General features: G+C 59.4%; 12 protein-coding genes. 4 read left to right on the forward strand and 8 right to left on the reverse strand.

Translation table 11 applies throughout. The features are described 5' to 3' along the window. Positions 1-143: 143 nt before the first annotated feature. A complete protein-coding gene (yddG, locus tag BHE81_RS07015) occupies positions 144-1,022 on the forward strand; it encodes an aromatic amino acid DMT transporter YddG (protein ID WP_004175990.1) in 879 nt (292 codons plus the stop codon). Here the strand turns inward: yddG and benD are convergent. The 7 genes from benD to BHE81_RS07050 all read right to left on the reverse strand — a co-directional run bounded on the left by benD (position 1,019) and on the right by BHE81_RS07050 (position 7,271). Beyond that, positions 1,019-1,792: a benzoate diol dehydrogenase BenD gene (gene benD / locus BHE81_RS07020; RefSeq protein ID WP_004143751.1), complete on the reverse strand. Its 774-nt coding sequence runs from the start codon at positions 1,790-1,792 to the stop codon at positions 1,019-1,021. The two genes, yddG and benD, sit on opposite strands and share 4 nt — an antisense overlap. A 9-nt stretch (positions 1,793-1,801) precedes the next feature. Then, positions 1,802-2,818 carry a benzoate 1,2-dioxygenase electron transfer component BenC gene (benC, locus tag BHE81_RS07025; protein ID WP_032737811.1) on the reverse strand — a complete coding sequence of 339 codons (1,017 nt, stop codon included), beginning with the start codon at positions 2,816-2,818 and terminating at the stop codon, positions 1,802-1,804. A gap of 9 nt (positions 2,819-2,827) precedes the next feature. Continuing rightward, positions 2,828-3,313 (reverse strand): benzoate 1,2-dioxygenase small subunit, encoded by a 486-nt coding sequence (benB, locus tag BHE81_RS07030; protein ID WP_032737812.1) that lies wholly within the window; start codon positions 3,311-3,313, stop codon positions 2,828-2,830. Beyond that, positions 3,313-4,695 (reverse strand): Rieske 2Fe-2S domain-containing protein, encoded by a 1,383-nt coding sequence (locus tag BHE81_RS07035; RefSeq protein ID WP_004175987.1) that lies wholly within the window; start codon positions 4,693-4,695, stop codon positions 3,313-3,315. The genes benB and BHE81_RS07035 overlap by 1 nt, the downstream gene beginning before the upstream one ends. Positions 4,696-4,804: 109 nt before the next feature. Further along, the gene (catA, locus tag BHE81_RS07040; RefSeq protein ID WP_004175986.1) at positions 4,805-5,731 is read right to left on the reverse strand and encodes a catechol 1,2-dioxygenase; all 927 of its coding nucleotides are present in this window, start codon (positions 5,729-5,731) and stop codon (positions 4,805-4,807) included. A gap of 66 nt (positions 5,732-5,797) precedes the next feature. After that, positions 5,798-6,088, reverse strand: coding sequence for a muconolactone Delta-isomerase (gene catC / locus BHE81_RS07045; protein ID WP_002906471.1), 291 nt, complete (start codon positions 6,086-6,088; stop codon positions 5,798-5,800). A gap of 19 nt (positions 6,089-6,107) precedes the next feature. After that, the gene (locus BHE81_RS07050; RefSeq protein WP_072143290.1) at positions 6,108-7,271 is read right to left on the reverse strand and encodes a muconate cycloisomerase family protein; all 1,164 of its coding nucleotides are present in this window, start codon (positions 7,269-7,271) and stop codon (positions 6,108-6,110) included. A gap of 115 nt (positions 7,272-7,386) precedes the next feature. Here BHE81_RS07050 and BHE81_RS07055 point away from each other — a divergent pair, with 115 nt between their 5' ends. Beyond that, complete coding sequence (locus BHE81_RS07055; RefSeq protein WP_072145301.1) at positions 7,387-8,277, forward strand: IclR family transcriptional regulator domain-containing protein; 891 nt, start codon at positions 7,387-7,389, stop codon at positions 8,275-8,277. On the opposite strand, the gene kmrA is transcribed toward BHE81_RS07055, so the two are convergent. Beyond that, positions 8,272-9,771, reverse strand: coding sequence for an efflux MFS transporter KmrA (gene kmrA, locus BHE81_RS07060; protein ID WP_023301887.1), 1,500 nt, complete (start codon positions 9,769-9,771; stop codon positions 8,272-8,274). The genes BHE81_RS07055 and kmrA overlap by 6 nt on opposite strands. 123 nt (positions 9,772-9,894) lie before the next feature. Here kmrA and BHE81_RS07065 point away from each other — a divergent pair, with 123 nt between their 5' ends. After that, complete coding sequence (locus BHE81_RS07065; RefSeq protein WP_004888643.1) at positions 9,895-10,470, forward strand: TetR family transcriptional regulator; 576 nt, start codon at positions 9,895-9,897, stop codon at positions 10,468-10,470. Between the two features lie 174 nt (positions 10,471-10,644). Beyond that, positions 10,645-12,027, forward strand: coding sequence for a NarK family nitrate/nitrite MFS transporter (locus BHE81_RS07070; protein ID WP_110246336.1), 1,383 nt, complete (start codon positions 10,645-10,647; stop codon positions 12,025-12,027). The last annotated feature ends 111 nt before the right edge of the window (positions 12,028-12,138 follow it).

Below are 12,138 nucleotides of genomic sequence, written 5' to 3' on the forward strand. Positions count from 1 at the left end.
GAGGAAAACCTTCGCCCCCTTAATCGCCAGCCCTGGCCATTTTCGCTAATCCCTAAGGGTTAGCAACGGCGGAAAATTTCGCCCCTCACCGATAAAAAGATGATATATATGCCGGCTGCATTTGCGTAACCATCAGGAAAAGCATGGAGAAAAAGAGAGCCACGACGATCGGCTTCGCCGCCATTATCTTATGGAGCACGATGGTCGGATTGATTCGCGGCGTCAGCGAAGGACTGGGAGCGGTCGGCGGCGCGGCGATGATTTACAGCCTTAGCGGCCTGCTGCTGATCTTTACCGTCGGCTTTCCCAACCTGCGCCAGATCCCGCGTCGCTATCTGCTGGCCGGCAGCGTGCTGTTTGTCAGCTATGAAATCTGCCTCGCGCTGTCGCTGGGCTATGCCGCCAGCCGCCAGCAGGCCATTGAGGTGGGAATGGTCAATTACCTGTGGCCCAGCCTGACGATTTTATTCGCCATTCTCTTTAATGGCCAGAAAAGCGGCTGGCTGGTGATCCCCGGCCTGATTCTCGCCCTGCTGGGCGTTGGCTGGGTGTTGGGCGGTGAGCATGGGCTACAGCCCGATGAGATTATCAGTAACGTCATTTCCAGCCCGCTTAGCTATCTGCTGGCCTTTGTCGGGGCGTTTATCTGGGCCGCCTACTGCACGGTGACGGCCAAATATGCCCGCGGTAAAAACGCCATTACGCTGTTCGTCCTGTTAACCGCCCTGACGCTATGGCTGAAATTTCTCGCCAGCGACCAGCCGCCGATGCTGTTTAGCTGGCCGGTGGTCATTAAGCTGATGACGGTCTCCGTGGCGCTGGGGCTGGCCTACGCGGCGTGGAACGTTGGCATCCTGCACGGCAACGTCAGCCTGCTGGCGGCGGCCTCCTACTTCACGCCGGTGCTCTCCTCTGCGCTGGCGGCGATCCTGCTGAGTGCGACCCTGTCGTGGTCCTTCTGGCAGGGGGCCGGGATGGTATGTCTCGGCTCCCTGCTCTGCTGGTACGCCACCCGCCGTTAGCCGAGATCGCCTCCGGCTACCGGCAGCGTCACGCCGGTGATATAGCTGGCCTCATCGCTGGCGAGAAACAGGATCGCATTCGCCTGTTCCGCCAGCGTGCCGTACCGGTGCAGCAGACTGCTCGCCACCGTCTGATCGACGACCTGCTGATACCACGCCTTTTCCTGCTCGCTCGGCTGCTCTTCGTTACGCGGCGTCAGGCGCGGCGGCGCCTCGGTCCCGCCCGGGGCCACGGCGTTAATCCGAATACCGCTGCCGCTGTACTCCATGGCAATCGAGCGGGTCAGCGCGTTAACGCCGCCTTTCGCCGCCGAGTACGGCACCCGATTCACTCCCGCCGTCGCCACCGACGAAATGTTGACGATGCTGCCTTTGCCCTGCTTCAGCATCCATGGCAGCGCCGCGCGGCAGCCCCACAGCGTGGGGAACAGCGAGCGGCGGATCTCTTTCTCAATCTGCTCCGGCTGATATTCGGCAAAGGGGCGCGCCCAGATGGTGCCCCCAACGTTGTTGATCAGCACGTCGATACGGCCAAAATGAGCGACCCCGGCGGCAAACGCCTGCTCGGTACTTTCCCACGCTTCCAGATCCGCCTCCAGCGCCAGCACCAGACAGCCGGATTGCGCCAGCGTCGCCGCCAGCTCATGGACGTATGACGAGCGATCGATGAGCAGCAGAGCCGCGCCTTCTGCAGCCGCCTGCTCCGCCGTCTGGCGGCCAATGCCCTGCGCCGCGCCGGTGATGACGACGACTTTATCGGTAAAACGCATTTTGCCTCCTTATGCCGCCGCGCTCTGGCTGGCGATAAATTTCTCATACCAGAACCCCGCCGGGGTGATCCCGCGGTCGCGCAACGCCGTGGCAACCGCGTTAACCATCGGCGGCGGGCCGCAGAGATAGATGTCCACGTCGCCGATGTTCAGCATCGCGTCGTCGAGATGGTCGGTGACAAAGCCGCGCTGCGGACAAGTGCTGTTTTCATCGGCCACCACCGGTAGCCAACGATACCCCGTCAGCTGTTGAGTAAAGGTATCCAGCGCGTCGGTTTTCACCAGATCGCAGTCACGAGTAACACCGTACAGCAGCATCACCGGACGCTGGCTGCCCTGTGTCTGCAGGGTATGGAGCATGGAGAGCAGCGGCGCCAGGCCGGTACCGCCCGCCAGCATCAGCAGCGGACGTTCGCCGTGGCGCAGATAGAAGCTGCCCATCGGGCCGCTGAGGGTAAGACGATCGCCGGGCCGCGCCCGCTGGGTTAACCACTGGCTCATCATCCCGCCAGGCACGTTACGGATCAGAAAACGCCCTTCGAGGGAACCCGGTTGCGAGCTAAATGAGTAGGCGCGGACATGAGGCGTACCCGGCACCTGAATGTTGACGTACTGCCCCGGCAGGAAGGCCAGCGGCTCATCGAGGGCGACCACCAGTTCGATGGCGGTATCGGACAGTAAATTCACCTGCCGCACCTGCGCCCCGAGCGTCGCCAGGGCCGTTTTGCACTGGGCAGCGGCCACCGGCACATCGATCACGCAGTCGCTGGTCGGGACCATCTGGCAGGTCAGCACCTGGCGATTCTGCGCTTCGTCGTCGCTTAACGCCTCGTCGAGATAATCTTCGCCCAGGTCGTACTCACCGCTGGCGCAGTGGCATTTGCAGGTACCGCAAACGCCGTCCGAGCAGTCCATCGGCAGATTCACCTTCTGGCGATAGGCGGCATCCAGGACTTTCTCTCCGGCATGGCATTGAATAAAGCGGGTTACGCCGTCCTCAAAATTAAGAGCAATATTGAAGGTCATAAGCGCCTCTTAAATGTGGTAAACATCAATCACCTGACGGATATAGTCGTTATTCAGGCGCACGGTTTTGCGGACGATCTGCGGTCTGCCGTCCTGTTCGATTAGCGTGCAGCAGGTAGAGCCAAAATAGGCATCCGTGTGCTGATAGCGATGGCTCCAGGTGACCCAGCTGTAACGCACCTCCAGACCCTCGTCGCTTTCGCCCATCAGCTCAACGTTGCTGATGATGTGGGCGGTGCGCGGCTCCGGCGTACTGGCCCCGGAGCGCTCGGTTTTAATGCGGTAGACGCGATCCTCCAGCCCTTCGCGGTTGGGGTAGTAGATAAGCGAAATCTCTTTTTGCGGGTCGCGGGTCAGCTGGTCATCGTCGCCCCACGCCGGCATCCAGTAGACCACCTGCGGGCTGTAGCAGCTGAGCCATTCGTCCCACTGACGATCGTCCAGCAGACGGGCTTCATAGTAGAGAAACTGGCGAACCTGTTCGAGGTTAAGCATCAGGCCACCTCCACGCGCTGGGTAATGGACTGGTCGTAACGCTGTTGTTCCTGTTCAATGGCCGCCAGCATCAGCGTCTGCCAGTGGTGGTGATGGGCGATGTACAGCGCTTCGTCCTCCGATTTCACCCCGCTTAACCGCGGCGAAAAGCCGGCATGTTGCGCATGCTCATCCGCGCCATCGACCCAGCGCAGCGCGCCGCGGCTGAGGTCGCTCCATGGCAGATTTTCGCCGAGATAGCCGCGCTGACAGGCGCTGAACTCTTCGAGGTCGTCCGGCGTCCCCATCCCACTGACGTTAAAGAAATCCTCGTACTGGCGGATTCGCAGCGCTCTGGCCTGGTCGGATTCCCCTTTCGGCGCAAAGCACCAGATGGTGACTTCGGTTTTATCCACCGCAATGGGGCGGATTACGCGGATTTGCGTCGAGAACTGATCCATCAGGTAGACATTGGGGTACAGGCACAGGTTGCGGGTTTCGTTGACCATCTGGTCGGCACGGCGTTCGCCAAATTCCGCCTGCAGCCGTTCGCGGTGGGCATAGACCGGGCGCACTTCCGGGTTGAGCGCCCGGGTCCACAACAGCATATGGCCGTTATCAAATCCATAGCCGCCGCCGAGGCTTTTTGACCAACCGTTGGCATCCACCGCGTGCGTCCCTTCCGCTTCATAGTTGCGGCGTGACATGGTTGAGGCGTAGTTCCAGTGGACCACGCTGACGTGATAGCCATCGGCGCCGTTTTCCGCGCCCAGTTTCCAGTTGCCCTCATATACATAGCTCGACGAACCCTTAAGTACCTCGAGCCCCTCCGGCGCCTGGTCGACGATCAGGTCGATAATCTTGCAGGTTTCTCCGAGATAGGCCTCCAGCGGCTGCACGTCGGCCTTGAGGCTACCGAATAAGAAACCGCGGTAAGACTGAAAACGCGGCAATTTTTGCAGGTCGTGGGAGCCGTCTTGTTTAAAGCTCGGCGGATAGCCGCCGGTGCTCTCATCTTTGGCTTTTAATAATTTGCCGTTATTGCTGAAGGTCCAGCCGTGAAACGGACAGGTAAACGAATTTTTATTCCCGGTTTTGCGTCGACATAACATGGCGCCGCGGTGGGCGCAGCTGTTAATTAGCGCGTGCAGCTCATTCTTTTTATCGCGGGTAATAATAACCGGCTGCCGTCCCAGCGTCAGGGTATAATAATCACCCGGCTGGGGAATTTGACTTTCATGAGCGAGAAATACCCAGTTACCTTCGAAAATATGCTTCATTTCAAATTCAAACAGCTGCGGGTCGGTAAATATAGAACGATGGCAGCGGTAAATATGATTTTCACGGTCGACAACTAAGGCATTATTGATTTTGTCTTTGAGCGTCGAGAGCGTTTTTTGCATGAGTCGGTCCCTCCTGCAGGATTCAGGATGAAAGAAACAGGGTGAATTCTTCGTTTTCGAGTGCAATATCTGGCCCGGGCAGTAGCGTGCCCGGGGCCGATAATGCCGCTTACTCTTTGGCGCGCACGCGGATCCCACGCTGCTCTTCGTCGGCGCTCAGCGCTTTACACAGGGTGAAATCAAAACAAACCTCGGTGTGCTCTCCCTCAAGATTGCGCTGCGCGATGATCTCGCGGTCGGTCACTTTTACCGGATCGGCAATCAGGCCGTCGCGGGTGGCAAAGGCAAAATCGTCCCACAGGTATTTATCGCCATTGAGGTTAATCTGGCTGGTCAGATGTTTATGACCCGGCGCGGAGACGAAAAAGTGAATGTGCGCCGGACGGTTGCCGTGGCGACCCAGTCTGTCCAGCAGTTTCTGGGTTGGGCCATCCGGCGGGCAGCCGTAGCCGGAGGGCATGATGCTGCGCACGCTGTAGCGGCCATCGGCGCCGGTGCGGATCCGCCGGCGCAGGTTGTACTCACTCTGGCCTGGGTCGAAGAAGGAATAATTTCCGAGGGTGTTGGCGTGCCAGATATCAACAATAGCGTTGGCCACTGGCCGACCTTCGGTGTCTTTGACTTCACCGTGCAGCCACATCACTTCTCCGGCGTCGGCGCCATCATCCATGCGGGCGTGACCCTCGGCCAGCGGCGCATTAGCCACGTACAGCGGCCCTTCGATGGTGCGCGGGGTGCCGGTTTCCCGATGCGCTGCCGCGTCGATGGCGTCCTGGCGCAGATCGAGGAAATGCTCCAGTCCCAGACCCGCCGCCAGCAGCGCCGCCTCCTGACGCCCGCCCAGCTCGTGCAAATAGTTTACCGCGTGCCAGAACTCTTCTTCCGTAACGTTATAGTCGTCGATGAGCGTGCAGATATTTTCCAGCAGACGATGAATAATCGCCTTAAAACGTTCATCGCCGCCGGCAACATCTAATCCGGCACTGTCGCGTAATAATTTCTGAATAGCTGGTTGTTGTACGAATACATTACTCATACTGGTTCTCTCTTATATTTTGCAGGGTATACGCCGGTAATACCGGCGTGAGGTCAGATATTATTATTAGCGATCGTCATCGCGAATTGATGACGGATGACGACAGAGGGCTTCCACTTTTATCGCCATAAAGGGATATAGCGGCAATCCCATTAATATTTGATGCAATTCTTCGGCATCTTGAACATCGAAAATACTGACGTTGGCATAAAGGCCGGCAACGCGCCAGATATGCCGCCATTTGCCTTCCCGCTGTAATTGTTGCGAATAGGCTTTTTCGCGTTGTTTTATTTCCTCCGCCTCGTTGGCGGGAAAGCCAGGCGGAATATTGACGGTCATCTCCACTTTAAATAACATTTTTTTCTCCTGTTCCCCGCTACGGCTGGCGGGTATAAAAATGCAGTTTGTCTTCATCCAGCTCGACGCCAAGGCCCGGCGTTTGCGGCAGCGCCACCTGACCGTCGGCAAAGGTGAGCGGCACGCTGACAATATCGTCTTTCAGCAACAGCGGGCCGAACATCTCGGTACCCCACTGCAGCGGCAGCGTCGACCAGGCGTGCAGAGAAGCCACGGTCCCTACGGTGCCTTCCAGCATGGTGCCGCCGTACAGGCCAATCCCTGCCGCCTGCGCGACGCGGGCCAGCGCCAGCACGCTGTTCGGCCCCCCGGCTTTGGCGATTTTCAGCGCGTAAGCGCCGGTAAAGCCCTGCTGCGCCAGCTGATAACCATCGTAAGCGGTCGCGACCGCTTCATCCGCGAGGATCGCGGTTTCAATTTGCTGGCTTAGCCGCACCAGGGCGGCATTATCGTGGGCGCTGACCGGCTGTTCGATAAGATCGACGCCCATCGCCGCCAGTTCGCGGCAGCCTTTCGCGCCGGTGGCAGCGTCCCAGGCCTGGTTGACGTCGACACGGATGCTGGCGCGGTCGCCTAACGCTTCAACGATGGCGCGGGTATGACGCAGGTCGGTGGCGAGTTCACGCGCGCCGATCTTCAGTTTGAACGCCCGGTGGCGGCCTTCGGCCAACAGTTTTTCTCCTTCAGCGATATCTTTCGCGGTATCGCCGCTGGCTAAGGTCCACAGCACCGGCAACGCCGTTTGCAGCGCGCCGCCGAGCAGGGCTGATACCGGCAGACCTAAGGCTTTGCCCTGGGCGTCGAGCAGCGCAGTTTCGATGGCGGACTTCGCAAAGGTGTTGCCTTTAATGGCGCCGTTCATACGGGCGGTCAGCGCATTCAGGTTATCGGCCGGCTGCCCTTTCAACAGCGGCGTCAGATAATGGGTGATCGCCGACGAGATGGCCTCGGGGCTCTCAACGCCATAGCTCAAGCCGCCGATGGTGGTGGCTTCGCCGATGCCGCAAATGCCGTCGGAACGGGTAAGGCGCACGATCACCAGCGACTGGCAGCCCATGGTGGTCATCGACAATTTATGCGGCCGGATGGTCGGGACATCCACAATCCAGCTCTCGATTTGCTCTACGGTGGCAGTCATTTTCTGTTCCTGATGAGATATATAACTTTTTGTACCCACATCCATAACGGGGGTCTGTGCCATTGACAATAGGGTTCAGCCTGGCGGATGGTCAACGGCGATAATCGAAATGTTGTGCGATTATCGACGCGTTTGTTAAAAGACGGTTATTAATGTGATCGTGGTGGTAAAACCGGCACAATTCAGCGCGCCCCATTTTGCGCAAGGTATAGTGATCTGCCGTGAGCTTTACGCTGCAACGGAGAAGGATGCGATGAGCGACAATATCCCCAATACGCTGAGCGCCAGGCAGGCCGAGCACGACCCTAACTTTATGCTATCTCTGGCCCGCGGGCTGGAGGTCCTTAACGCCTTCACCCCCCAGCGCCAGCGGCTGACCATTTCCCAGCTCAGCCAGAAAACGCAAATCTCGCGCGCGGCGGTACGCCGCTGTTTGTATACCCTCGCCGCGCTGGGCATGGTGCACAGTCCGGATGGCCGTAGCTATGAACTGCTCCCCCGGGTGCTGGCCGTCGGCCACGCCTATCTGGCAGGCACGCCGCTGGCCAAGGTGGCGCAGACGGCGCTGGATAATCTTGGCAAAGCGCTCGGCGAATCCTGTTCGGCGGCCACGCTCGACGGGGATAACGTGCTCTATATTGCCCGCGCGGCGGTCAATAATTTACTGAGCATCGATCTGGGGCGCGGCAGCCGCCTGCCGGCGTGGGCCACGTCGATGGGGCGGGTGTTGCTGAGCGCGCTGCCGGAGGAACAGCTGGAAGTGACGTTGTCACGGGCTACGCTTATTCGCTACACTCCGCATACCCTGTGCGATTTGTCCGGTTTACGTGCAGAGATCGCCCGGGTGCGCATGCAGGGCTATGCCCTCGCCGACCGGCAGATCGAGGTAGGCTTGTGCTCGCTGGCGGTACCCGTGCTGTCGCGTCACGGTCAGGTGGTGGCCGCCCTGAATGTCGGGGTACCTGCCGCGACGGTCAGCGCCGCGGCGTTAAAAGGGAAGGCCCTCGCCCCGCTACGGCGCGCGGCGATGGATCTGTCGCTGCAGCTATAGCGCCGACTGCGGTTTCGCCACGGTGGCGAGGCTGCGCCAGATCCCGGCGGCCAGCAGCAGAAGCAATACACCCGCCGTCGCCAGCACCAGGCTATGAGCCTGAATAAAAGCCGCCTTCGCCGCCGCCATCAGCGCCTGCGCCACCCCGGCGGGCAGCGCCTGGGACAGACTCACCGCCTCGCCAATCGATGACGCCGCCTGCTGCGCCATGGCGCCACTCAGGCCAGACGGCAGCGCAATAGAGGCGCTGTAGCTGCGGGTCAGGATCAGGCCGAACAGCGCTATGCCGAGACCGGCGCCCAGCTCATAGGCCATGGTTTCAATCGCCCCCGCGGCCGCCGCTTTCTCCTTCGGCGCTGCCGCCATAATCGCGGAACTGGAGGCCAGCAGCGCGCTGGCCACGCTAAAGCCCAGCAGCGTCATCAGCCCCCAGGCCAGCCACTGCTGGGTACTGAAATCGGTCAACGCCAGGCCGAGAAAGCTGAAGGCGCTGAGCAGCATCCCGCCGGTCGCCACCTCGCGCAGCCCAAGCCGCGACACCAGCAGGCCGGCAATCGGGCCGCTGAAGCCGCTGGCCACCATTACCGGCAGCATAAATATCCCCGCCTCGAACGGCGTTTTCTGGTGCACAAACTGCAGCTCCTGGGCCATCAGCAGCTCAAAACCGACCAGGGTAATCAGGGCCGTCATCGCCATCATCACCCCGCTTAAGATTATGCGATGGGTGAACAGGCGCATATCCACCATCGGGCGGGCCGCCGACAGCTGCTTGCGGATAAACCAGGTTAACATCGCCGCCCCGCCGAGCGCCACCAGCGCGGTGAGCCACAGCGCCAGCTGGCCCTTCAGCGCCGATTTCGCGCTAAACACCAGCATCAGGATCGCGGCAATCAAAACGAGCGCCTGCAGTAGATTGAGCGGCTGTTCGCGGCGCGCGGGCTGGCGCGGCACCACTTTCGCGTTAATCGCGATAACCACCAGCACGATCGGCACATTGATCAGGAACACCGACCCCCAGTAGAAATGCTCCAGCAGGATACCGCCCACCAGCGGGCCGAAGGCCGCGCCGCCGGAGCCGACCGCTGCCCACAGCCCCAGCGCCATATTGCGCTGGCTGGCCTCGGCAAAGGTGCTGCGGATCCCGGCCAGCGTCGCCGGGACGATCATCGCCGCCCCCACCGCCAGCAAAGCGCGTGAGGCAATCAGCGTCATGGCCGTCGGCGACAGCGCGGCGCACAGCGAGGCGATGCCAAAAATGGCGCTGCCGAGCAGCAGCAGGCGCTTAAAGCCGATCTTATCGCCAAGGGCGCCCATCGGCAGCACCATCCCGGCCATCACTAATGAGTAGATATCAATGATCCACAACAGCTCATTGCCGCTGCTACCCAGCGCCACGCTGAGGGTCGGCGCGGCCACATGTAACACCGTAGCGTCAATCGCCACCGGAATATAAACCAGCAAAATCGCCATCAGCGTCATCCATTGCCGTGACATAGCTTGTACCTCAATCAATATTGAATATTGGACACACGTCCAGGATGGCGATCCTGCCGGATTGTTGAACACATGTCCAACTTTTTGTTACACTCGGCCAAAGCCAGATGACAGCGGGGTTCTATGCACTATTTACAACGTGATGCGCGACGGGAAGGGATTATGCAGGCCGCCATGCGCCTGGCGCTGCGCGGCGGCTTTGCCGCCATGACCGTGCGGCAGATCGCCCGCGAAGCCCAGGTGGCCGCCGGGCAGCTGCACCACCACTTCACCTCCATCGGCGAGCTGAAAGCGCAGGTTTTCATCCGCCTGATCCGCGAGATGCTCGACATGCCGCTGGTGGCTGAGGACGCCAGCTGGCGCGAGCGCTTGTTCTCGATGATCGGCAGCGAGGATGGCCGACTGGAACCCTATATCCGCCTGTGGCGCGAAGGCCAGGTGCTGGCCGACAGCGATCCGGACATCAAAGCGGCCTACCTGCTGACCATGAATATGTGGCATGCCGAGACCGTCGCCATCATCGAGCAGGGCCTCGCCAGCGGCGAATTTCGGTCGGCTGAGCCTGCGGCGGATATCGCCTGGCGCTTTATCGCCCTGGTGTGCGGCCTCGACGGGATTTATGCGCTGGACGCGCAGGCCCTGGATGAGGCGGCGTTTAGCCGCTATGTAAATAAGATGATTACGCTGGAGTTGTTTTAGGCATATTTACATTTAGTAACAATTAATTCCGCTACGCTTACCACGTGCTCTCTGTCAGCACGTTTTTTTTATCTACGCTTCATAGATAACGCAAATTAAGCGTTATTCACTATCCCCTTGTATTCAGCTGTTGACCTTATTTATTTACTCCTTTCCGGGCAAGTAGAGGGCAATATGTCGGTGCAGAATGATAAAGATAATCATTACCTTTTGAACAACTGGCGGCCTGAAAACAAGGCGTTCTGGGAAAATAAAGGCCAAGCCATTGCGCGAAGAAATCTATGGATATCAGTGTCCTGCCTGCTACTTGCTTTCTGCGTATGGATGTTATTCAGCGCCGTAGCGGTCAATCTCAATAAGGTCGGTTTTCATTTCACCACCGACCAGCTTTTTTTATTAACCGCCCTGCCTTCACTTTCCGGCGCGATATTACGGGTCCCCTACTCCTTTATGGTACCCCTTTTTGGCGGGCGCTACTGGACCGTATTAAGTACCGTTATCCTGATCGTGCCTTGTATTTGGTTAGGGGTGGCAATCCAGAATATTACTACTCCGTTCTGGGTATTTATTATTATTGCGCTGCTGTGCGGTTTTGCCGGAGCGAATTTTGCTTCCAGCATGGGAAATATCAGTTTCTTTTTCCCCAAAGCGAAACAGGGCAGCGCGCTGGGAGTCAACGGCGGCCTTGGCAATCTGGGCGTAAGCGTGATGCAGATGGTCGCCCCGGCGGTCATCTTCCTGCCGCTCTTCACCTCTCTCGGCGTCCATGGCGTCACCCAGCCCGATGGTTCGACAATCACCCTGAGTAATGCGGCGCTCGTCTGGGTACCGCTGCTGCTGCTCGCCACCGTCGCGGCATGGTTCGGCATGAACGATATCGCCGGTTCAAAGGCCTCGATTCGCGATCAGCTTCCCGTTCTCAAGCGACCGCATATGTGGCTGTTAAGCCTGCTCTATCTGGCGACGTTTGGCTCGTTCATCGGCTTTTCCGCCGGCTTTGCCATGCTGGCGAAAACCCAGTTTCCCGCGGTCGATATCCTCAAGCTCGCCTTCTTTGGACCGTTCATCGGCGCGCTGGCGCGCTCGTTCGGCGGGATCATCTCCGACCGTCTCGGCGGCGTGCGGGTGACGCTGGTTAACTTCGTCCTGATGGCGCTGTTTACCGGCCTGCTGTTTCTGACCCTGCCAGGCAGCGGCTCCGGCAGCTTTCTCGCTTTCTACGTGGTGTTTATGGGGCTCTTTTTAACCGCCGGTCTGGGAAGCGGCTCCACCTTCCAGATGATCGCCGTCATCTTCCGCCAGCTCACCATCGACAGCGTAAAACAGCGCGGCGGCAGCGATGAAGAAGCGCAGCACGAGGCGGTGACCGATACCGCTGCCGCGCTGGGCTTTATCTCGGCGATCGGCGCCATCGGCGGCTTCTTTATTCCGAAAGCCTTCGGCACCTCGCTGGCGATGACCGGCTCACCGGTTGGCGCGATGAAAGTCTTTTTTGTCTTCTATGTGGTTTGCGTGCTGGTGACCTGGCTGGTCTACGGCCGCCGTAAACCCGCTTAACCATAACGATTTATCTGCCGGATAGCGGCTTACGCCTTATCCGGCCTTACGAGTTCGTTCGCTCATCCGGCCGGGTGGCACGATGCCGGACATCATCGGAGCAGGAGAAAT

Origin of the sequence: Klebsiella sp. AqSCr (assembly GCF_008452795.1) — a bacterium.
Classification (GTDB): Bacteria; Pseudomonadota; Gammaproteobacteria; order Enterobacterales; family Enterobacteriaceae; genus Klebsiella; species Klebsiella pneumoniae.